This window comes from Pseudomonas sp. SK3(2021), from assembly GCF_016772375.1.
In the GTDB taxonomy this organism is placed as follows: Bacteria; Pseudomonadota; Gammaproteobacteria; order Pseudomonadales; family Pseudomonadaceae; genus Aquipseudomonas; species Aquipseudomonas chlororaphis_I.
On the sequence record NZ_CP061943.1, the window covers coordinates 1,208,004 to 1,228,462 of the forward strand.

Annotated in this window: 20 protein-coding genes; 8 read left to right on the forward strand and 12 right to left on the reverse strand. The window is 62.1% G+C overall.

The window, feature by feature from the left end; genetic code table 11:
- Positions 1–8: 8 nt before the first annotated feature.
- The 4 genes from IF690_RS05325 to IF690_RS05340 all read right to left on the reverse strand — a co-directional run bounded on the left by IF690_RS05325 (position 9) and on the right by IF690_RS05340 (position 3,956).
- Positions 9–1,634: an ABC transporter substrate-binding protein gene (locus IF690_RS05325; protein WP_102676270.1), complete on the reverse strand. Its 1,626-nt coding sequence runs from the start codon at positions 1,632–1,634 to the stop codon at positions 9–11.
- Positions 1,635–1,747: 113 nt separating this feature from the next.
- Positions 1,748–2,185: a hypothetical protein gene (locus tag IF690_RS05330; RefSeq protein ID WP_202699123.1), complete on the reverse strand. Its 438-nt coding sequence runs from the start codon at positions 2,183–2,185 to the stop codon at positions 1,748–1,750.
- Between the two features lie 260 nt (positions 2,186–2,445).
- Positions 2,446–3,009, reverse strand: a complete 564-nt coding sequence (locus IF690_RS05335) for a helix-turn-helix domain-containing protein (protein WP_202699124.1) — start codon at positions 3,007–3,009, stop codon at positions 2,446–2,448.
- Positions 3,010–3,239: 230 nt separating this feature from the next.
- Positions 3,240–3,956: an SIMPL domain-containing protein gene (locus IF690_RS05340; RefSeq protein ID WP_202699125.1), complete on the reverse strand. Its 717-nt coding sequence runs from the start codon at positions 3,954–3,956 to the stop codon at positions 3,240–3,242.
- Positions 3,957–4,240: 284 nt separating this feature from the next.
- Between IF690_RS05340 and IF690_RS05345 the strand changes: the two genes are divergently transcribed.
- The 3 genes from IF690_RS05345 (at position 4,241) to IF690_RS05355 (ending at position 7,880) form a co-directional block, all read left to right on the forward strand.
- Positions 4,241–5,503 carry an ATP-binding protein gene (locus IF690_RS05345; protein WP_202699126.1) on the forward strand — a complete coding sequence of 421 codons (1,263 nt, stop codon included), beginning with the start codon at positions 4,241–4,243 and terminating at the stop codon, positions 5,501–5,503.
- A complete protein-coding gene (locus IF690_RS05350; protein ID WP_009046975.1) occupies positions 5,496–6,056 on the forward strand; it encodes a response regulator transcription factor in 561 nt (186 codons plus the stop codon). The genes IF690_RS05345 and IF690_RS05350 overlap by 8 nt, the downstream gene beginning before the upstream one ends.
- Before the next feature lie 96 nt (positions 6,057–6,152).
- Positions 6,153–7,880, forward strand: a complete 1,728-nt coding sequence (locus IF690_RS05355) for an ABC transporter ATP-binding protein/permease (protein WP_202699127.1) — start codon at positions 6,153–6,155, stop codon at positions 7,878–7,880.
- Between the two features lie 209 nt (positions 7,881–8,089).
- Here IF690_RS05355 and IF690_RS05360 read toward each other — a convergent pair whose 3' ends face one another.
- Positions 8,090–8,281, reverse strand: coding sequence for a hypothetical protein (locus tag IF690_RS05360; protein ID WP_081362691.1), 192 nt, complete (start codon positions 8,279–8,281; stop codon positions 8,090–8,092).
- A gap of 13 nt (positions 8,282–8,294) precedes the next feature.
- Entirely contained in the window at positions 8,295–9,932 is a 1,638-nt protein-coding gene (locus tag IF690_RS05365) for a phospholipase (RefSeq protein WP_202699128.1), read from the reverse strand.
- Positions 9,933–10,417: 485 nt separating this feature from the next.
- Between IF690_RS05365 and IF690_RS05370 the strand changes: the two genes are divergently transcribed.
- Positions 10,418–11,359: an AEC family transporter gene (locus tag IF690_RS05370; protein ID WP_202699129.1), complete on the forward strand. Its 942-nt coding sequence runs from the start codon at positions 10,418–10,420 to the stop codon at positions 11,357–11,359.
- Between the two features lie 256 nt (positions 11,360–11,615).
- On the opposite strand, the gene IF690_RS05375 is transcribed toward IF690_RS05370, so the two are convergent.
- The 6 genes from IF690_RS05375 to gatC all read right to left on the reverse strand — a co-directional run bounded on the left by IF690_RS05375 (position 11,616) and on the right by gatC (position 16,822).
- A complete protein-coding gene (locus IF690_RS05375) occupies positions 11,616–11,996 on the reverse strand; it encodes a carboxymuconolactone decarboxylase family protein (protein WP_038582098.1) in 381 nt (126 codons plus the stop codon).
- Positions 11,993–13,066 (reverse strand): calcium/sodium antiporter, encoded by a 1,074-nt coding sequence (locus IF690_RS05380; RefSeq protein ID WP_286673847.1) that lies wholly within the window; start codon positions 13,064–13,066, stop codon positions 11,993–11,995. Before IF690_RS05380 ends, IF690_RS05375 begins: the two co-directional genes overlap by 4 nt.
- Positions 13,067–13,107: 41 nt before the next feature.
- The gene (locus IF690_RS05385) at positions 13,108–13,479 is read right to left on the reverse strand and encodes a septal ring lytic transglycosylase RlpA family protein (protein WP_202699131.1); all 372 of its coding nucleotides are present in this window, start codon (positions 13,477–13,479) and stop codon (positions 13,108–13,110) included.
- Positions 13,480–13,610: 131 nt separating this feature from the next.
- A complete protein-coding gene (gene gatB / locus IF690_RS05390; RefSeq protein WP_016701701.1) occupies positions 13,611–15,056 on the reverse strand; it encodes an Asp-tRNA(Asn)/Glu-tRNA(Gln) amidotransferase subunit GatB in 1,446 nt (481 codons plus the stop codon).
- Between the two features lie 10 nt (positions 15,057–15,066).
- Entirely contained in the window at positions 15,067–16,518 is a 1,452-nt protein-coding gene (gene gatA / locus IF690_RS05395; RefSeq protein WP_202699132.1) for an Asp-tRNA(Asn)/Glu-tRNA(Gln) amidotransferase subunit GatA, read from the reverse strand.
- A gap of 16 nt (positions 16,519–16,534) precedes the next feature.
- A complete protein-coding gene (gene gatC, locus IF690_RS05400; protein ID WP_009042181.1) occupies positions 16,535–16,822 on the reverse strand; it encodes an Asp-tRNA(Asn)/Glu-tRNA(Gln) amidotransferase subunit GatC in 288 nt (95 codons plus the stop codon).
- Between the two features lie 210 nt (positions 16,823–17,032).
- Here gatC and mreB point away from each other — a divergent pair, with 210 nt between their 5' ends.
- The 4 genes from mreB to IF690_RS05420 all read left to right on the forward strand — a co-directional run bounded on the left by mreB (position 17,033) and on the right by IF690_RS05420 (position 20,440).
- A complete protein-coding gene (gene mreB / locus IF690_RS05405) occupies positions 17,033–18,070 on the forward strand; it encodes a rod shape-determining protein MreB (RefSeq protein ID WP_002555108.1) in 1,038 nt (345 codons plus the stop codon).
- A gap of 141 nt (positions 18,071–18,211) precedes the next feature.
- Entirely contained in the window at positions 18,212–19,321 is a 1,110-nt protein-coding gene (gene mreC, locus IF690_RS05410; protein ID WP_202701306.1) for a rod shape-determining protein MreC, read from the forward strand.
- The gene (gene mreD / locus IF690_RS05415) at positions 19,321–19,797 is read left to right on the forward strand and encodes a rod shape-determining protein MreD (RefSeq protein WP_009042183.1); all 477 of its coding nucleotides are present in this window, start codon (positions 19,321–19,323) and stop codon (positions 19,795–19,797) included. Before mreC ends, mreD begins: the two co-directional genes overlap by 1 nt.
- Positions 19,798–19,840: 43 nt before the next feature.
- Positions 19,841–20,440: a Maf family protein gene (locus IF690_RS05420; RefSeq protein ID WP_202699133.1), complete on the forward strand. Its 600-nt coding sequence runs from the start codon at positions 19,841–19,843 to the stop codon at positions 20,438–20,440.
- Positions 20,441–20,459: the final 19 nt, after the last annotated feature.

Below are 20,459 nucleotides of genomic sequence, written 5' to 3' on the forward strand. Positions count from 1 at the left end.
GCGGACCCTTATTTGCTGATGCTGACGCCGTAGAACGAGTTCAGGCCAAAGGGGCTGATCTTGAAGTCCTGCACGTTGGCGCGCATGGGTTGGAACACCGTCGAGTGTGCGATAGGTGTCATCGGGACCTGGTCTTTGAGGAGGTGTTGCGCCTGCTTGTACAGCTCGGTGCGTTTGGCCACGTCCGGGGTGGCTTTGGCTTGCTTGATCAGTGCGTCGTACGGCTTGTCGCACCATTTGGAGAAGTTGTTGCCGTTCATGGCGTCGCAGCCGAACAGAGTGCCCAGCCAGTTGTCCGGGTCGCCATTGTCGCCGCTCCAGCCGATGATCATCGCCTGGTTCTCGCCGCCCTTGGAACGCTTGATGTATTCGCCCCATTCGTAGCTGACGATGTTGACCTTCAGGCCGATCTTCGCCCAGTCGGACTGCAGCATTTCAGCCATCAGCTTGGCGTTCGGGTTGTACGGACGCTGCACCGGCATGGCCCACAGGGTGATCTGGGTGCCTTCCTTGATGCCGGCTTCCTTGAGCAACGCCTTGGCTTTCTCAGGGTCGTACTTGGCATCCTTGATGGTGTCGTCATAGGACCACTGGGTCGGTGGCATGGCGTTGACCGCCAGCTGGCCCGCGCCCTGGTAGACCGAGTCGATGATCTGCTGCTTGTTCACTGCCATGTCCAGCGCCTGACGGACCTTGAGGTCGGCCAGCGGGTTGGCGTCGGTGCGGCCCTTGAGCACGGGCATCACGTTGTAGGCGATGTAGCCGAGGTTGAAACCGGCCTGTTGCGGCAACTTGAGGGTCTTGTCCTCGCCCAGGGCCTTGAGGTCGGCCGGGCGCGGGAACAGGGTGACCTGGCATTCGTTCTTTTTCAGCTTCTGGATGCGTACCGACGGGTCGGTGGTGATGGCGAAGATCAGGTTGTCGATCTTCACGTCTTCAGGCTTCCAGTACTCCTTGTTGCCGGTGTAACGGATATTGGAGTCTTTCTGGTAGCTCTTGAACACGAACGGACCAGTGCCGATCGGCTTCTGGTTGATGTCGCCCGGCTTGCCTTCCTTGAGCAGCTGGTCGGCGTACTCGGCGGACTGGATGGAGGCGAAGCTCATCGCCAGGTTCTGGATGAACGCGGCGTCCACGGTTTTCAGGGTGAACTTGACGGTCTTGTCGTCGACTTTCTCGACCTTGGTGATGTTGGTGTCCATCCCCATGTCGGTGAAGTAAGGGAATTCGGTCGGGTACGCCTTGCGGAACGGCATGTCCTTGTCGAGCATGCGGTTGAACGTGAAGAGCACGTCGTCGGCGTTGAAATCACGAGTCGGCTTGAAATACGGCGTGGTGTGGAATTTCACGCCATCACGCAGATGGAAGGTGTAGGTCAGGCCATCGTCGGAAATGTCCCAACTGGTCGCCAGGCCAGGAACGACGGCGGTGCCGCCACGCTCGAACTGGCTGAGACGGTTGAACATGGTTTCTGCTGAGGCGTCGAAGTCGGTTCCGGTGGTGTACTGGCCTGGATCGAACCCGGCCGGGCTCCCTTCGGAGCAGAACACCAGGTTAGTCGCCGCTTGGGCGAAGGGTGCACTGGCGAGCAAGCCGGCGCTGACTAAAAGCGGAATGACTGCTTGTTTGAACATGGTTGCCTCATGATTTGTTGTCATTTTTGGTGTAGAGGGCGACCTTATGAGTCGACCCGCCGATACTTATGCAGGCCCCATACCCAATGCAAGATGCGGGGCCGTCACAAGTATCAAGGAGTGGAACGAACGTACAGGAATGACGCATTTGTATAAATATTGACGAATTTGACCGTTTGCGCTGGTTTTTTCTGGTGCATGGGTTGCCTTCTTGCGGGGCGGCCAGGGCCAGTCGTGCCTCCGGTTGGTGCGTCGCTGGAGCGGGTGTCGACCGGCTTCTGGTTGAGCCGGCTGGCCTTGCTTGCCTGGCGCAAATGTTTGGCGCACCGGGTTGACCGGATGAAGCAGGGCGGCTTGGTGGGGAAGGCCGTGGAGAACGGATGCCCGGGATCTTGCAGGCGATGGCGGGTGAACAGCACATCGTCGGCGGTGTTGACGTTGTGGCTCGCAGTGAAGTTGTCACTGTGGAGGTTGCGGGTGGCGTGTGACAGTGGAGCGCCGAGGATCAGCCCCGCTGTCTGCCAAACCTGGAGCGGAAAGGTCTTACGCATGCAAACCTCATTTTTCTTTTTCTAGGGCGTATCTGAGGATTGGCCTTGTAGGCCGGGGCAACTCGCCTTCTATGGGGAGTGGATGCAGCCCCATGGACCCTGTGCGGCGACGGCGATCGCTTGTGGTGTGGTCGATTGACGATTCGCCGATGCCGAAATTAAGTCATGCTGAAATCGTGGTCAACGAAAATTAAGCGTGACTAACATTTCTCTTGCGCACTGGGTCTCTGTGGGCTTGCGCAGGCGACCACGGGTCGGGTTCAGGCCGCTGGATGGTCGTCGAACAGGCCCATGGTGGTGACGGTCAAGACTTCTGCCGGGTCGTTGCCGGCGTTAGCCAGGTAGTGAGGTTTGGTCGAGTCGAAGTGCACCGAGTCGCCGGCGCCGAGGGGATACTGGCGCCCCTCGATGGTGTAGACAATTTGCCCCGAAAGAACGTAGGAAAACTCGGAGCCATCATGGGAAATCAGTTCCGACTGATAGCCCACCGGTATGTTCATCTTCACCGCGTTGATCAGGTTGCCGGGAAAGGAGCTGGACAGCCGCTCATAGGCCAGGGGCTGGCCTTCGATGGTGTAGCGCACCCGCTTGCCGTCGTGGGAGTCGGGTTGTGCCTGGGTCGGCTGGTCGAATAGGGCGTTCAGCGGAACGTTCAGGGACTTGGCAATGTTGACCAGGGAGGAGATCGAGACTCCGGTGAGATTGCGTTCCGCTTGGGAGAGGAAACTGGCGGTCAAACCGGATTCGCTGGCAATTTGGCGCAGGGTTTTCTTGGCGGCGCGGCGATAGCGACGCAGGCGTTCGCCGATGCGATCTGCGGTCATTTGGAGAGACTCTTATAGGAAAGGCGCAGTATACCCGGAGGATCTCAATGACGTCTGATGGGCGCAATACCGAGGTCCGTGACTTTAGCATCACCAACTCGGCCGAACTCATCCCTCCCCCCCAAAAAAGGCGAGTCCCTCAGGCTCGGGTTGAAATGGTTGGTAGAAAAACCGCGGTAACCTGATTTTGTGCTGGGAGGTTACCGCCGTTTGGGGAGGCAGGGAAAACGTTATTGCATCAGGACTTCGATCGAGCCATCGGCGGTCATGCTGACCTGGCTGGTGCCGGCTTCGACTTCCGGGGTGACCGGCGCCGCATCCATGCTCGCCGCTTTCATCATCATCTGGCCGCGCAGGTACGGCTGTGGATAACCGTTGCTGTTGAGGTTCAGGTTGACGATCTTGTAGCCCTTGCCGCCCAGCGCTTCGGTGGTCAGCTGCGCGCGAGCCTTGAAGGCGTCGACCGCTTCCTTGAGCAGCTTGTCTTCGCTGGCCTTGCGGGTCGGGTCGGCGATGGCGAAGTCCATGCCGCCCATCTTCAGGTCGGTCAGCAGTTCGCCAGTGAGCTTGGACAGTGCGGCGAAGTCCGAGCTTTCCAGGCGCAGCTCGGCGCGTTCACGCCAGCCGGTGATCTTCTGGCCCTTGGTGTCGTAGATCGGGTAGCTGTTGCGACTGCCCTGGCGCAAGGTGATGTCCTTGACCTGGCGTGCCTGGCCCAGGGCCTTGTTCATGGTGGTGGTGATTTCGGCGGCGAGCTTGGCCGGGTCGGCGTTCTGCGATTCGCTGTAGAGGGTGACGATCATCAGGTCGCGGGCCACTTCCTGACTGACTTCGGCGCGCAGGGAGACCTGGTTGTAATGAAGCTCATCGGTGGCCAGGGCCGGCAGGCTGGCGAGGGTGCCGGCACTGAGGGCGAGAAGGGCGGCGCTGCGACTGAATGTATGCATGAAAACTCCTTGAGTGCGGTCTGCAGGGATTGGATCCCAGCCTGCGTGAAACCATCAGACTCTAGCTTTTATGGTCTGGTTCGGCCCGTTAACAACTTCTATACATACTGGGGCCGCGGCAAGTTTCAAGCCGCAAGCCGCCAGTTGAGAGCAAACACGCTTGTAGCTTAAAGCTTGCAGCTTACAACTATTTTTCTGTGACGGTTTGCCGCAGTTTTGCCTGTCTGGGCCGCTGCTTGGTTATACTCGTCGCGATCCGCCTGGAGCGCTCATCAGGAGAGCTCATGCTCGCCCCCGTACAACTACTTTCCGCCACTCGCCAGAACCTCTGGCGTCTGACTTTCATCCGCATCCTGGTTCTGGCCGCTCAGGCCGGTTCGGTGGGGCTCGCCTACTGGTTCGACCTGCTGCCGCTGCCCTGGCTGCAACTGGCCGTCACCCTGGGCCTGTCGCTGATTCTCTGCGCCTTCACCGCCATTCGGCTGCGCACCTCGTGGCCGGTCACCGAGCTGGAATACGCCGTGCAACTGGCCTGTGACCTGTTTATCCACAGTGCCCTGCTGTATTTCTCCGGCGGCTCGACCAACCCTTTCGTGTCCTATTACCTGGTGCCGCTGACCATCGCCGCCGTGACCTTGCCATGGCGCTACTCGGTGGTTCTTTCCGGCATCGCGCTGACCATGTACACCTTGCTGCTGGCGCAGTTCTACCCGCTGCAGACTTTCCCCATCGCCCGGGAAAACCTGCAGATCTATGGCATGTGGCTGAGCTTCGCCCTGGCTGCGGCGGTCATCACCTTCTTCGCCGCGAGGATGGCCGAGGAGCTGCGGCGGCAGGAGGAACTGCGGGCGATCCGCCGCGAAGAGGGCCTGCGCGACCAGCAGTTGCTGGCTGTCGCGACCCAGGCCGCTGGCGCCGCCCACGAACTGGGAACACCCCTGGCGACCATGAGCGTGCTGCTCAAGGAAATGCGCCAGGACAACCTCGACCCGCTGCTGCAGGATGATCTGGGCGTGCTCCAGGACCAGGTCAAACTGTGTAAGGAAACCTTGCAGCAACTGGTGCGCGCCGCCGAGGCCAATCGCCGGCTGGCGGTGGAGATGCAGGATGTCACCGTCTGGCTCGACGAAGCGCTGAACCGCTGGCACCTGATGCGTCCCGAAGCCAGCTACCGCTTCCAGTTGCTGGGCAAGGGCACGATGCCGCGGCTGGCGCCGCCGCCGGACCTGACCCAGGCGTTGCTCAACCTGCTGAACAATGCCGCCGACGCCTGTCCGGAAGGGCTGGAAGTGCAGCTGGATTGGGACGCCGAGACCCTGACCATCAGCATCCGCGATCACGGCGCCGGTGTGCCGCTGGCCATCGCCGAGCAGATCGGCAAACCGTTTTTTACCACCAAGGGCAAAGGTTTCGGCCTGGGCCTGTTTTTGAGCAAAGCCAGCGTGACACGCGCCGGCGGCTCAGTGAAACTCTACAGTCATGAGGAAGGCGGCACGCTCACCGAGCTGCGCCTGCCCCACGGCGCCCGAGGAGACCAACATGAGTGACGAAATCCAAGTCGAAGGCGAAGAACTGCCGCATCTGTTGCTGGTGGATGACGACGCCACCTTCACCCGGGTGATGGCGCGTGCCATGAGCCGTCGCGGCTTTCGCGTCAGCACCGCGGGTTCCGCCGAGGAAGGCCTGGCCCTCGCCCAGCAGGACCTGCCGGACTTTGCCGCGCTGGACCTGAAGATGGACGGCGACTCCGGCCTGGTGCTGCTGCCCAAGCTGCTCGAGCTCGATCCGGAAATGCGCGTGGTGATCCTCACCGGTTATTCGAGCATCGCCACCGCGGTCGAAGCGATCAAGCGCGGCGCCTGCAACTACCTGTGCAAACCGGCCGACGCCGATGATGTACTGGCCGCGCTGCTCTCCGAGCACGCCGACCTCGACACCCTGGTGCCGGAAAACCCGATGTCGGTGGATCGCCTGCAATGGGAGCACATCCAGCGTGTGCTGACCGAACACGAAGGCAACATCTCCGCCACTGCCCGCGCCCTGGGCATGCACCGCCGAACACTGCAGCGCAAGTTGCAGAAACGCCCGGTTCGTCGCTGAACCGCGACTGAACGAATGTCCTCGGGACGCGTGAAAAAGCGAGCCGATCCTCTATGATCGGCTCGATGCTTGTCCCTATCCAATCGAGCCTTGATGATGAATCAGAACGCTGAGTATTCCGCGGTCAACGATACTGTGCGCGGGCAGTTTTTCCGTCGCGTCTGGGAAATGACGACGCCTTACTGGCGCAGCGAGGAGAAGGGCAAGGCCTGGTTGCTGCTGTTCGCGGTGGTCGCCCTGACCCTGTTCAGCGTGGCGATCTCGGTATGGATCAACAGCTGGTACAAGGACTTCTACAACGCCCTGCAAAAGAAGGATGAGGCGGCGTTCTGGCAACTGATCCTGTATTTCTGCGGGATTGCCACGGTGGCCATCCTGGCCGCGGTCTACCGGCTCTACCTGACCCAGATGCTGACCATCCGCTGGCGCGCCTGGCTCACGGAAAAACACTTCACCCGCTGGCTGAGCCACAAGAACTACTACCAGTTGGAGCAGGGCGGCTACACCGATAACCCGGACCAGCGGATTTCCGAAGACCTCAACAGCTTCACCAGCAATACCCTGGGGCTCGCCCTGGGCCTGCTGCGTACCGTGGTCAGCCTGGTGTCGTTCTCGATCATCCTGTGGGGCGTGTCGGGCAGTCTCGAAGTCTTCGGCTACACCATTCCCGGCTACATGTTCTGGTGCGCCCTGGTGTACGCCGCCGTTGGTAGCTGGCTGACCCACCTGATCGGTCGACGCCTGATCGGCTTGAACAACAACCAGCAACGTTTCGAGGCGGACCTGCGTTTCTCCATGGTGCGGGTGCGCGAGAACGCTGAGAGCATTGCCCTGTACGATGGCGAGCCGAACGAGAACAAGCGTTTAAGTGGTCGCTTCGGCATGGTCTGGCACAACTTCTGGGACATCATGAAAGTGTCCAAGCGCCTGACCTTCTTCACCTCGGGCTACGGCCAGATCGCGATCATTTTCCCCTTCATCGTCGCGGCCCCCCGTTACCTGACAGGCAAGATCGAGCTGGGCGAGCTGATGCAGATCAACTCGGCATTCGGCAACGTCCAGGAGAACTTCAGCTGGTTCATCACCGCCTATTCCGAGCTCGCGGCATGGCGTGCCACCTGCGATCGTTTGCTGAGTTTCCGCCAGGCCATGAGCGAAAACGAAGAGCGCGCGCCCGCCATCAACGTGCAGAACCAGGGCGAAACCCTGCAGGTGCATAACCTCGGCCTGGATCTGGCGGACGGCCGGCACCTGCTGGCCGGTGCCGAGATGACCGTGAGCCCCGGCGAGCGCCTGATGCTCAGCGGCCGTTCCGGCAGTGGCAAGAGTACCCTGCTGCGGGCGATGGGGCGGCTCTGGCCGGCCGGTCACGGCAGCATCCGCATGCCCGCCGAGCGTTATCTGTTCCTGCCGCAGAAGCCTTACCTGCCGATCGGCAGCCTGCGCGAAGCCTTGAGCTATCCACAGTCGGGCGAGACCTACCCGCAGGAGCGTTATGCGCAGGTGCTGGAAACCTGCCGCCTGCCGCACCTGGTGTCCCGCCTGGACGAGAGCAATCACTGGCAGCGCATGTTGTCCCCGGGCGAGCAGCAACGCCTGGCCTTTGCCCGTGCGTTGCTCTATGCGCCGCAATGGCTGTACATGGATGAGGCCACCTCGGCCATGGACGAAGAAGACGAGGCGACCCTGTACCAGGCGCTGATCGATCAGCTTCCGGGGCTGAGCATTGTCAGTGTCGGGCATCGCAGCAGCCTCAAGCGTTTCCACCCGCGGCACATCCGTATCGAGCGCGGGCATCTGGTCGACCAGGCGCTGACGGTGTAGTCAACAGTGCTCGTACAACCCGGATGAGCCATGCCCATGAAGGGCTCCAGGCGCAGCGCGGGTAAACGCAACAGGCGCCAAACCGGGGAGGTTTGGCGCCTGTTGTCGGGCTGTCGTGCCGTTATCGCGGGCAAGTCGGACCGCCGCCCGCTCGCTCCTACAGAAACACTGTGCGTCTTCGGTAGGGGCGAAGCGTGCTCGCGCTGCTTTTAGCGGCCGTTGAGAATCGAGCGATCGACCCTCACGGCCAGTTGCCCGGCAGCGGGCTTGGCATCGAAGGCCACGCGCCCTTGCTGGTCGACGGTTGCCCGCGCGACGGGAGCGCCGTTGACCAGCAGTTCCAGGGGCGCACCCTGCAGGGATTGGCCCGAGGCCAGTTCTAGAGTCAGATTGATAGCCATGTCGATGTCCTTATCAGGCATTGCGGTCGATGTAAGTGGTGGTGGTCTTGTCGATCGAGGCGATCAGCTCCGGCGAACCGCCGCGGAACTGGCGGAAGAGGTTGCGCCCGCTGGAACCGCCGCCGGTATCCACCGGCACATTCAGGGTCGGCTGGAAGCGTTCGCTCAGTTCGGCGTAGGCGGACCAGGGGCCGATGTACGACTCGTTCAAGCCATTGGTGTAGCTGAAGGCATAACGCACGGCATTGCCCGGCAACCAGTTGGGTTCGCTGGGTGTCTGGCTCTGCCAGCCATTGGCCTGGATGCTCGGGGTAAGCGTCGGTGCTTCCTGGTAGCCCGTCGGCTTGTTGGGCTTGTAGTCCTTGAGCAGCAGGTAAGTGCTCCAGCCCCACCAGTTGTCGATGGTCTTGGTATCGTTCAGGTTGTTCACGTCGCCGCGTCGCAGCACCTTGTCGCCCTGCATCACGAACAGCGGTGAAAAGTTGCTGCTCTTGGCTGCGTTCAGGTCCGGCAGCAGCTTCAGCGCCGTGAAGTTGCCAGGCGTCGGGGCCGTTCCGCTGAGGTAGCTTTCGAAGATCTCGTCCGCCGAGCGTTGCACCGCCAGCTTGACCTGCTTGCGGTTGTTGCTGTCGATGGTGTCGAAATAACGCTTGTCGCCATAGGCATGCCAGCGGTCGCCTTGGGCATTGCTGACGTTGAGGCCGAACTTGCTGTCTTCGTCGTGCATGAAGCGGGTGATCAGTGAGCCGAGGTCGCTCGGCGTGACCACCGCCGCCAGCTGCTTGCGCGGTACCCGCACATGGCCGGCGGAGAACAGGTCGGTGAGGAAGTGATCGGCGAAGGCGTTCATGGCATAGGCCAGTTCCAGCTGTTTCTCGTCGGCGTTCTTGTGCGCCAGCACCGCCTGCTGCAGGGCCGCGGTGTGACCGGCGACATAGGCCAGCAGCGCCCATTCGCCGAAATGGTCGGCATTGTTGGCCGCCAGTTTCAGGTAGCGACCGAGGGGGAACAGTGCCGAGGCAAAACTGCCGCCGCCGGTGATCTTGTTCCACTCTTCGGACAACGTATCTCCGAGGGCGTCATAGGCCTCGTGGGGTTGTCGGCCGTCCTTGAGTGCCTGGTTGGCGGCGGCGATTTCCTTCTGCATCACCGCGAGAATCTGTTTCGCCTCGTCCTTGGCCGCCGGCAACACGGCAAGCGAGTTGAACGCGGCGGTAAAACGCTGCAAGCGATCCACCGGCGTCGCGCCTTCGCAGATCGGCTGGTCGGGGATGCCATAAAAATCGCCACCCAGCGCCACCACCTGGCCGTAGGTCAGGGCCAGGCCATTGGGCAGGTGCAATTCGACCTGCCAGGCCGGAACGCCGGGGGCGTCCTTGACGAAGCGCAGCAGGGTGGCGTCGCCGATGGCGGTGTGCTCGCCACCCTCGAAACGCAGCTGGGGCAGGCTCTTGAAGTTTTTCCCCGGTGCCGCGGGGAGGATTCCGGGTTTGTGATACTTGATGGTGTGATGACCGTCGGCGATCAGTACCAGGTGGTCGCCGTCACCGGAAATGGCAATGCCGCGTTCGCTGAAAAGGCTGTCCAGATCGGCAACGATCTGGCTTTTGTACTGCAGCTGTTCCTGCTGCTGAGTGTGTAGACCTGACATTTCTAGCTCCTTGATATGTCGTAGGTATTTCAAAAAAAAACTGTATGTATATACAGTTGTTTGCGAGCATAAAGCAAAATCCTGACTCGTCAAGCAGGTTTTTTTTGCAATGTAGGTTGGCGACAGGCGTCGAATTGCGGTCGATGCCTGTTTTTAAGTTGTGCGCTGACTTAAACGCTTCGGCCAGTCGCCTTTCCGGTGAGCGGTTTCAATACCGCTGGGGGGGCCTGCGGACTTATCGCAGCCTGCGACAGCGGCTACATCGACGGCGTGCACTGGAATTGTCACGCCCCCACCTGTACCGCGAAGCGAGCGTCGTTCTTGAGCCAGCAGGAGGCTGGAACTGCCAGGCAACGCCTGCAGCCGCTGCCGAGCAGCGCGAGGCTGTGATCGATCTGGGCGGCACTCCGACGCAACGGGCGTGGCTTTTGAGCATGGCGCGCTTATCATTAGCCGCCTAACGACAGGCTCAAGGTTGACCCGGCATGCTGGCCATTTTTCTCGAAACGCTGAATATCACCGCGCCGGTATTCGCCATGTTGTTTCTCGGTGTGCTGCTCAAGCGCATCGGCTGGATCAACGACGGTTTTATCCACACGGCGTCGGCCCTGGTGTTCAACGTCACCATGCCGGCGCTGCTGTTTCTCGGGATCCTCCATGCCGACCTGCATTCGGCGCTCAAGCCGGGGCTGCTGATCTATTTCGCCGTGGCCACCCTGGCCAGCTTTGCCTTCGCCTGGGGCTGGGCGATCTGGCGCTGCCCGCGGGAAGACCGAGGCATCTACACCCAGGGCGCGTTCCGCGGCAACAACGGGGTCATCGGCCTGGCGCTTGCGGCCAGCATGTATGGCGACTACGGAATTTCCCTCGGGGCGATTCTCGCGGCGCTGGTGATCCTGTTCTACAACACCCTGTCGACTATCGTCCTGGCGGTGTACAGCCCGGTGATCAAGTCCGACCCGTGGAGCATCTGCAAAAGCGTGGTCAGCAACCCGTTGATCATCAGCGTCCTGGCGGCAACGCCTTTCGCCGTCTTCCAGATCGGCCTGCCGACCTGGCTGGAGACGTCCGGCCAGTACCTGGCGCAGATGACCCTGCCGCTGGCGTTGATCTGCATTGGCGGCACCCTGTCCCTGGCGGCGCTACGCGAGAGCGGCGACCTGGCCTTGAGTTCGAGCCTGGTGAAAATGGTCGGCCTGCCGGTCTTCGCCACCCTGGGGGCCTGGCTCTGCGGATTCCGCGGGGCGGAACTGGGGATTCTGTTCCTGTATTTCGGCAGCCCGACCGCGGCGGCGAGCTTTGTCATGGCCCGGGCGGCCAATGGCAATCATGAACTGGCGGCAGCGATCATCGTCATCACTACGCTGATGGCGGCGGTGACCACCAATATCGGGATCTTCCTGCTGCAGTGGGGCGGGTGGATCTAGTGGCCTGTGTGGCTAATTCGTGCACTCGACTTCGGCGCCAGTACTCGCCAGGCTGCGTTGCCATTCCTCGCCGTAGCGGGCTACGACTCGTCATGGCGCCTTGCCTGGCAAGCCCTGGCACTCGAATTTGAGTAGCCGAATTAACCGTACAGGCCACTAGTGCTCTTGTAGGATTGGCCCGTCGACGCTCGATGGCCCGCGATAGCGGTGTGCCAGGCAGGCCGCCATCGCGGGCACGTCGCGTTCCTGCAACGGATCATTCCGGCTTCTGGTAAGTGTCGATCACTTCCTGGGCGGCACGGAATGCGTCGATCGCCGCCGGTACGCCGGCGTACACCGCGCAATGCAGCAGCGCCTCGCGAATCTCTTCCACCGTGCAGCCGTTATTCAGGGCGCCGCGGACATGGCCCTTGAGTTCCTGCGGGCATTTGAGCGCGGTCAGGGCGGCGAGGGTGATCAGGCTGCGGGTTTTCAGCGGCAGGCCTTCGCGGTTCCAGACACTGCCCCAGGCATGTTCGTTGACGAAGTCTTGCAGCGGCTGGCTGAACTCGGTGGCGTTGCCCAGGGCGCGATCGACGAAGGCATCGCCCATCACTTGGCGGCGCATTTCCACGCCCTGCTTTTTATTCTCGGTCATTGCGCTTCCCCTTTTTTATGTTGGCGGCGCCAGGCCCGCAGCGAGCTGAACAGCAGGAACGCCACCAGCACTGGCAGGACAAAAAACAGCATCAAGTCTTCCAGCTTGCCGGCCAGCGGCATGCCGGTGGTGAAGGACACCACGTGCAGCCCATAGGCCAGGTACAGGCCGAGAAACAGCAGGCCTTCGGCGCGCGTGACCCGATAACCCGAATAGAACACCGGCAGGCACAGCATGGCGACGCCGAGCATCACCGGCAGGTCGAAGTCCACGGCGTTGGGCGATACCGACAGGGGCGTCGGCGCCACCAGGGCGGTGAAGCCCAGGACCCCCAGCAGGTTGAACAGGTTGCTGCCGATGACGTTGCCCACGGCAATGTCGCGCTGGCCACGCAGTGCGGCGATCAGCGAGGTGGCCAGGGCCGGCAGGGACGTGCCGACGGCGACTATGGTCAGGCCGATGATGCGCTCGGACAGCCCCAGGTCGGTGGCGACTTCCACCGCCGCTTCGACCAGCAGATGGCCGGCGAACACCAGCAGGAGCAGGCCGCCGATCATCCACAGCAGGCTGCTCAGCCAGTGCGCGCGGGGTGTGTCGGAGTCTTGCTGGGAAGGCGGGCGCGCCGAGTGCCGCGACTGGCGCAGCAGCAACCCCAGGTAGAGGATCAGCGTGGCCAGCAGGATCAGGCCGTCGAGGGGCGTCAGTTCTTCGTTGTAGGCCAGGGTGAATACCAGCAGGCTGGCCAGGATCATCAACGGGATATCCAGCCGCACCAGCTGGCGCGATACCCGCAGCGGAATGATCAGGGCGGACAGGCCGAGGGTCACCAGGATGCTGAAGATGCCGCTGCCGATCACGCTGCCGACGGCGATGTCGGTGTTTTCGGCCAGGGTGGCTTGCAGGCTGACGGCCATCTGCGGGGCGCTGCTGCCGAAGGCGACGATGCTCAGGCCGATGATCAGCGCCCGTACACGCAGGCGGGCGGCGAGGCGGACCGCGCCGCGTACCAGCAATTCGGCGCCGGCGACCAGCAGGATCAGGCCGCTGAACAATTGAAGGACGCTGAGCAGCGGTAAATCGGTTAATCCGAAAATGATCAGGGCTCCGTGGGTCAGTCGCTGATGGCTTGCACGCGCACCTTGGCGGTGCCGCTTCTGATCATACCCAACTGTTGCGCGGCGGCACGCGACAAATCGATCAGGCGGCCACGGGTATGCGGGCCACGATCGTTGATCCGGACCACGACGCTCTTGTCGTTATTGAGGTTGGTGACTTTGACGCGGGTGCCGAACGGCAGTTCGCGGTGCGCGGCGGTCATGCCGTGCTGGTTGAAGGGTTCGCCGCTGGCGGTGCGTTTGCCGTGGTGCTTGGCACCGTAGTAGGAGGCAACGCCGGTCTTGTCGTAACCCCGCGGGTCGATGACATGGCTGGCGCAGCCGGCCAGGAATGAGAAAAGGACCAGACAACCCAGTAAGCGTTTCATCAATCAGGACCCCCGAAAACAAATGTAGGAGCGAGCTTGCTCGCGATGGCGTTCTGTCTGAGACAACGCAATCGCGAGCAAGCTCGCTCCTACAGAGGCGGAATATTCGAACTCCGCCATCAATACTGCCGTCAGCCTTCGAGTTTGCTTTTCAGCAGTTCGTTGACCTGTTGCGGGTTGGCCTTGCCTTTGGAGGCCTTCATCGCCTGGCCGACGAAGAAGCCGAACATCTTGCCGCGCTTGGCTTCATCGGCGGCGCGATACTGTTCGACCTGCTCGGCGTTGGCCGCCAGCATTTCGTCCAATACGGCGGAGATGGCACCGGTGTCGGTGACCTGCTTGAGGCCGCGCTTGTCGATGATCTCGTCGGCCTGGCCTTCGCCATTGGCCATGGCTTCGAACACGGTCTTGGCGATCTTGCCGGAGATGGTGTTGTCCTTGATGCGCAGCAGCATGCCGCCCAGTTGTTCGGCCGAGACTGGCGCCTCGTCGATTTCCAGGCCTTGCTTGTTCAACAGGCTGCCCAGCTCGACCATGACCCAGTTGGCCGCCAGCTTGGCGTCACCGGCGATCTTCACTACTTGCTCGAAGTAGTCCGCTTGCTCGCGGCTCGAGGCCAGTACGCTGGCGTCGTAGACCGACAGGCCGAACTGCTCCTGGAAGCGCTCGCGTTTCTGCGGTGGCAGTTCCGGCAGGGTGGCGCGTACCTGGTCGAGGAACGAGTCCTCGATGACCACCGGCAGCAGGTCCGGGTCGGGGAAGTAACGGTAATCGTTGGCTTCTTCCTTGCTGCGCATCGGACGGGTCTCGTCCTTGTTCGGGTCGTACAGGCGGGTCTGCTGGATGACCTTGCCGCCGTCCTCGATCAGCTCGATCTGACGCTGGACTTCCGAGTTGATGGCTTTCTCGATGAAGCGGAACGAGTTGACGTTCTTGATCTCGCAGCGGGTGCCGAACTCGGCCTGGCCTTTCGGGCGTACCGACACGTTGCAGTCGCAACGCAGGGAGCCTTCGGCCATGTTGCCGTCGCAGATCCCCAGGTAACGCACCAGGGCGTGGATCGACTTGACGTAGGCCACGGCTTCCTTGGCGCTGCGCATGTCCGGCTCGGAAACGATTTCCAGCAGCGGGGTGCCGGCGCGGTTCAGGTCGATGCCGCTGGCGCCGTTGAACTCTTCGTGCAGGCTCTTGCCGGCGTCTTCTTCCAGGTGCGCGCGGGTGATGCCGACGCGTTTGACCGTGCCGTCTTCCAGCGGGATGTCCAGGTGGCCCTTGCCGACGATTGGCAGTTCCATCTGGCTGATCTGGTAGCCCTTGGGCAGGTCCGGGTAGAAGTAGTTCTTGCGGGCGAACACGTTGTGCTGGCCGATCTCGGCGTCGATGGCCAGGCCGAACATGACCGCCATGCGCACTGCTTCCTGGTTCAGCACCGGCAGTACGCCGGGCATACCCAGGTCCACCAGGCTGGCCTGGGTGTTGGGCTCGGCGCCGAAGGCGGTGGAACTACCGGAGAAAATCTTCGATTTGGTGGTGAGCTGGGTGTGAATCTCCAGCCCGATCACGACTTCCCATTGCATGTGTTTCTCCTCAGAAGCCGGTTGGTGTGCGGGTGTGCCAGTCAGTGTGCAACTGATACTGGTGGGCAACGTTCAACAGACGGCCTTCCTGGAAATACGGGGCGAGCAGCTGCACGCCGACCGGCAAGCCGTCGACGAAGCCGGCGGGCATGGACAAGCCCGGCAGGCCCGCGAGGTTGGCGGTGATGGTGTAAACGTCTTCCAGATATGCAGCGACCGGGTCGCTGCTCTTGTCACCGATTTTCCAGGCCGGGTTCGGCGTGGTCGGGCCAAGGATGATGTCGACTTCATTAAAGGCAGCCATGAAGTCGTTCTTGATCAGGCGACGGATCTTCTGCGCTTTCAGGTAGTAGGCGTCGTAGTAGCCGGCCGACAGGGCGTAGGCACCGACCATGATCCGGCGCTGCACTTCACTGCCGAAACCTTCGCCACGGGAGCGCTTGTACAGGTCGGTGAGGTTCTTCGGATCTTTGCAGCGATAGCCGAACCGCACGCCGTCGAAGCGCGACAGGTTGGAGGAGGCCTCCGCCGGAGCGATCACGTAGTACGCCGGGATAGCGTGTTGCATGTTCGGCAGGCTGATTTCCTTGATCACGGCGCCGAGCTTTTCCAGCTCCTTGACGCTGTTGTGGATCAGCTCGGCGATGCGCGGGTCGAGGCCGGCGCTGAAGTATTCCTTGGGTACGCCGATGCGCAGGCCCTGCAGCGAGCCGTTGAGGCTGGCGCTGTAGTCCGGTACCGGCTCGTCGATGCTGGTGGAGTCCTGTGGGTCGAAGCCGGCCATGCCTTGCAGCAGGATCGCGCAGTCTTCGGCGGTGCGCGCCAGCGGGCCGCCCTGATCGAGGCTGGAGGCATAGGCGATCATGCCCCAGCGCGAAACGCGACCGTAGGTCGGCTTCAGGCCGGTGAGGTTGGTCAGCGCCGCCGGCTGGCGGATCGAGCCGCCGGTGTCGGTGCCGGTGGCGGCAGGCAGCAGGCGCGCGGCCACTGCGGCGGCCGAGCCGCCGGACGAACCGCCCGGAACGCGTTCCAGGTCCCACGGGTTTTTCGCCGCGCCGTAATAGCTGGTCTCGTTGCCCGAGCCCATGGCGAATTCGTCCATGTTGGTCTTGCCCAGGGTCACGGTCCCGGCTGCGGCCAGCTTGGCGACCACGGTGGCGTCGTAGGGCGCCTTGAAGTTGTCGAGCATCTTCGAGCCGCAGCTGGTGCGGATGCCCTGGGTGCAGAACAGGTCCTTGTGGGCGATCGGCGCGCCGAGCAGGGCGCCGCTCTCACCGTTCGCGCGACGGGCGTCAGCGGCCTTGGCCTGCTGCAGTGCGAGATCTTCGGTGAGGCTGATGAAGCTGTTGAGCTGCGGGTCGAGCTGGGTGATACGCGCCAGCAGGGTCTTGGTCAGCTCTTCGGAGGAAAACTTCTTGTCGGCGAGTCCGCGGGCGATCTCGGCCAGGGTCATGTGATGCATTGCAGGCTCTTTCCCTTTAGTCGATGACTTTCGGAACCAGGTACAGGCCGTTTTCGACCGCTGGTGCGATGGACTGATAGGCCTCGCGATGATTGGACTCGGTCACAACGTCTGCGCGCAGGCGCTGGCTGGCTTCCAGCGGGTGGGCCAGGGGCTCGATACCGTCGGTATCGACTGCCTGCATTGCATCCACCAGTCCGAGAATGCTGTTCAGGTCGGAGGTGATGTGTGGAAGATCGGCTTCATTGAGGCCAAGGCTGGCCAGATGAGCGATTTTTTCCACGTCGGAGCGTTCAAGCGCCATGGGATTCTCCAGTGGAAAACAGAACGGATCTCGTCCGTGTGTTAGATTGTCGGAACACTACCGCATTTCTACGGTCATAAGGCCGCGATTGTGGGGGTTGGTGCACAGAAAAGCGGTCAATTTAACATATTGGCGCCTTGCCCAAAATCCCTGTCGTTGTTAGAGTTTGCCGCACTTTTTTACCCACGCGTTGCCTAGGGTCCCTTTCCCATGTTCAAGAAACTGCGTGGCATGTTTTCCAGCGATCTTTCCATTGACCTGGGCACTGCCAACACCCTTATTTACGTGCGCGAGCGCGGTATTGTCCTGAATGAACCATCGGTTGTGGCCATTCGGACCCACGGTAATCAGAAAAGTGTCGTGGCTGTCGGTACCGAAGCCAAGCGCATGCTCGGTCGTACTCCGGGCAACATTGCTGCCATTCGTCCGATGAAGGACGGCGTGATCGCCGACTTCAGTGTCTGCGAAAAGATGCTGCAATACTTTATCAACAAGGTTCACGAAAACAGTTTTCTGCAGCCCAGCCCTCGTGTGCTGATCTGCGTTCCATGCAAGTCCACCCAGGTCGAGCGTCGTGCCATCCGTGAATCGGCCCTCGGTGCCGGTGCCCGTGAAGTGTTCCTGATTGAAGAGCCGATGGCGGCCGCGATCGGTGCCGGCCTGCCGGTCGAAGAGGCCCGCGGTTCGATGGTCGTGGATATCGGTGGCGGTACCACCGAGATCGCCCTGATCTCCCTGAACGGTGTGGTGTACGCCGAATCCGTACGTGTCGGCGGCGACCGTTTCGACGAAGCGATCATCACTTACGTGCGTCGCAACTACGGCAGCCTGATCGGCGAATCCACCGCCGAGCGCATCAAGCAGGAAATCGGTACTGCCTACCCGGGCGGCGAGGTCCGTGAAGTCGACGTTCGTGGCCGTAACCTGGCCGAAGGCGTGCCACGCGCATTCACCCTGAACTCCAATGAAGTGCTGGAAGCTCTGCAAGAGTCCCTGGCAACCATCGTTCAGGCCGTGAAAAGCGCGCTGGAGCAATCGCCTCCGGAGTTGGCTTCGGACATCGCCGAGCGTGGCCTGGTGCTGACCGGTGGTGGCGCCCTGCTGCGTGACCTGGACAAGTTGCTGGCCCAGGAAACCGGTCTGCCGGTGATCGTCGCCGAAGACCCGCTGACCTGCGTAGCCCGCGGCGGTGGCCGTGCATTGGAAATGATGGACAAACACACCATGGACCTGCTCTCCAGCGAATAATCGCGCCGGGTGCATCCATGTGTTCCGCTCGCAGGCAGCACTTTGCAGTGCTGCCTGTTGGCGTTTATCTTCTGTCATTCTGCTCCAGGCCGGTTTGAAGCCGTATGAATAAAGAGAACATTTGCCTGGGAGGAGCGGCTTATTAAACCGCTTTTCGCCAAAGGCCCCTCACTGGGCGTACGCCTGTTGGTGCTGGTCGTGCTATCGGTCGCGCTGATGGTGGTCGATGCCCGCTTCACACTGCTCAAGCCAGTGCGTAGCCAAATGTCGCTGGTGCTGATGCAGTCCTACTGGATCACCGACCTGCCGCAACGGCTATGGCAGGGTGTGGCCAGCCAGTTTGGCAGCCGTACCGAACTGGTCGCCGAAAACGAAAAACTCAAGACCGAAAACCTGTTGCTCCAGGGGCGCATGCAAAAGCTCGCCGCCCTGACCGAGCAGAACGTTCGCCTGCGCGAGTTGCTCAACTCTTCCGCACTGGTCAACGAGAAGGTCGAGGTGGCCGAGCTGATCGGCATGGACCCCAACCCCTTCACCCATCGCATCATCATCAACAAGGGCGAGCGCGACGGCGTGGTGCTCGGGCAACCGGTGCTCGATGCCCGTGGCCTGATGGGGCAGGTGGTCGAGTTGATGCCTTATACCTCCCGTGTACTGCTGCTCACCGACACCACCCACAGCATTCCTGTCCAGGTGAACCGCAACGGTCTGCGGGCGATTGCCAGCGGTACCGGCAACCCGGAACGCCTTGAGCTGCGCCATGTAGCCGACACCGCGGACATCAAGGAAGGCGACCTGCTGGTCAGCTCCGGCCTGGGCCAGCGGTTCCCGGCGGGTTACCCGGTGGCGACGGTCAAGGAAGTGATCCATGACTCTGGCCAGCCATTTGCCATAGTGCGCGCCGTGCCGACGGCCGCCTTGAACCGCAGCCGTTACCTGCTGCTGGTGTTCAGCGATAACCGCACCGCCGAAGAGCGTGCCAACGACGCGGCCCAGGCTCAGGAAGCGCAGGATCAGCAAGGTGGCGCCGTCACTCCGGTGGTTCCGGCGACCGTGCCCAAGCCTGTAGTGCCAGCGACGCCAGCGACCGCTACCGCTCCAGTCGCACCGGCCGCAACCCCCACGACACCAGCCGTCACGGCCCCGGTCAAACCCGTGGCCCATCCGGCTCCGGTCAAGCCAGCCGTCACCAGGCCCGCCGCGCCCAAGCCGCCTGCAGCGGCCCCGGCCTCCACGGGAGGAAGAGAATAATGTCCCGAAACGGCTGGATGGTCTGGCTGACCTTCGCCATCGGCATGCTGCTCAGCGTGTCCCCTTTGCCGCAATTCATGGAAATCCTGCGCCCGCTCTGGCTGGCCTTGCTGCTGGCCTTCTGGGCCCTGGCCCTGCCGCATAAGGTCGGCATGGTCACGGCCTGGTGCCTGGGGTTGGCCGAGGATGTGCTGTACGGCACGTTGCTGGGGCAGAACGCGCTGATCCTGACCCTGATCACCTTCCTGGTGCTGTCGTTGCAACAACGCTTGCGCATGTTCCCGATGTGGCAGCAAAGCCTGGTGATCCTGGTGATCTTCGGCCTGGCGCAACTGGTCCAGCTGTGGCTCAGCGCCTTGACCGGCAACCGTCAACCGACCCTTGCGCTGGTTCTGCCGGCATTGGTCAGTGCCTTGCTCTGGCCTTGGGTCAGCTTCGGTTTGCGCGGGTTGCGCCGACGTTTCAAAATCAACTGATTCGGTCAGGCATTTGCCCGTACCTCGACAGGGAGATGTCTTGATGAAATCGCTTTACCTCGCCTCAGGCTCGCCGCGTCGACGCGAACTGCTCACGCAGATCGGCGTGCCGTTCACCGCCATCAACGCGGATATCGACGAAACCCCTCTCCCCGATGAAAGCCCGGCGGCCTATGTCGAGCGCCTGGCGCGCGACAAGGCGGCGGCCGGGCATGCGCTGATCGCCGATGGCCAGGCTACGGCCTGTGTCCTGGGCGCCGACACCGCGGTGGTCCTGGATGGGCGGATCCTGGGCAAGCCCCTGGACCAGGCCGATGCGCAGTCGATGCTCATGGCCCTGTCGGATCGCGAACATGAAGTGCTGACCGCCATTGCCGTGCTCGATGGCCAGCGCTGCGAGTCGCGGGTGGTACGCAGCCTGGTGCGCTTCCGGGCGATCGGCGATGACGAGGCCGCCCGCTACTGGGCCAGCGGCGAGCCCCGCGACAAGGCCGGTGGCTATGGCATCCAGGGGCTTGCGGCGGTATTCGTGGCAGGGCTCAATGGCAGTTATTCCGCTGTCGTCGGCTTGCCGGTATGCGAAACCGCAGAACTACTTGGCCATTTCGGCATACCCTGTTGGCAAAACCCTGCAGTGCGCTAAGCGCCGTACCTACCGATGC

Bases quoted from the DNA above. Each gene is read 5' to 3' on its own strand.
- IF690_RS05355 (WP_202699127.1), top strand. From the start codon at position 6,153: ATGAATCAGAACGCTGAGTATTCCGCGGTCAACGATACTGTGCGCGGG.
- IF690_RS05360 (WP_081362691.1), bottom strand. From the start codon at position 8,281: ATGGCTATCAATCTGACTCTAGAACTGGCCTCGGGCCAATCCCTGCAG.
- mreD (WP_009042183.1), top strand. From the start codon at position 19,321: ATGTCCCGAAACGGCTGGATGGTCTGGCTGACCTTCGCCATCGGCATG.
- mreB (WP_002555108.1), top strand. From the start codon at position 17,033: ATGTTCAAGAAACTGCGTGGCATGTTTTCCAGCGATCTTTCCATTGAC.
- IF690_RS05345 (WP_202699126.1), top strand. From the start codon at position 4,241: ATGCTCGCCCCCGTACAACTACTTTCCGCCACTCGCCAGAACCTCTGG.
- gatB (WP_016701701.1), bottom strand. From the start codon at position 15,056: ATGCAATGGGAAGTCGTGATCGGGCTGGAGATTCACACCCAGCTCACC.
- IF690_RS05385 (WP_202699131.1), bottom strand. From the start codon at position 13,479: ATGAAACGCTTACTGGGTTGTCTGGTCCTTTTCTCATTCCTGGCCGGC.
- IF690_RS05340 (WP_202699125.1), bottom strand. From the start codon at position 3,956: ATGCATACATTCAGTCGCAGCGCCGCCCTTCTCGCCCTCAGTGCCGGC.
- gatC (WP_009042181.1), bottom strand. From the start codon at position 16,822: ATGGCGCTTGAACGCTCCGACGTGGAAAAAATCGCTCATCTGGCCAGC.
- IF690_RS05420 (WP_202699133.1), top strand. From the start codon at position 19,841: ATGAAATCGCTTTACCTCGCCTCAGGCTCGCCGCGTCGACGCGAACTG.
- gatA (WP_202699132.1), bottom strand. From the start codon at position 16,518: ATGCATCACATGACCCTGGCCGAGATCGCCCGCGGACTCGCCGACAAG.
- IF690_RS05335 (WP_202699124.1), bottom strand. From the start codon at position 3,009: ATGACCGCAGATCGCATCGGCGAACGCCTGCGTCGCTATCGCCGCGCC.
- IF690_RS05330 (WP_202699123.1), bottom strand. From the start codon at position 2,185: ATGCGTAAGACCTTTCCGCTCCAGGTTTGGCAGACAGCGGGGCTGATC.
- IF690_RS05325 (WP_102676270.1), bottom strand. From the start codon at position 1,634: ATGTTCAAACAAGCAGTCATTCCGCTTTTAGTCAGCGCCGGCTTGCTC.
- IF690_RS05365 (WP_202699128.1), bottom strand. From the start codon at position 9,932: ATGTCAGGTCTACACACTCAGCAGCAGGAACAGCTGCAGTACAAAAGC.
- IF690_RS05375 (WP_038582098.1), bottom strand. From the start codon at position 11,996: ATGACCGAGAATAAAAAGCAGGGCGTGGAAATGCGCCGCCAAGTGATG.
- IF690_RS05350 (WP_009046975.1), top strand. From the start codon at position 5,496: ATGAGTGACGAAATCCAAGTCGAAGGCGAAGAACTGCCGCATCTGTTG.
- IF690_RS05370 (WP_202699129.1), top strand. From the start codon at position 10,418: ATGCTGGCCATTTTTCTCGAAACGCTGAATATCACCGCGCCGGTATTC.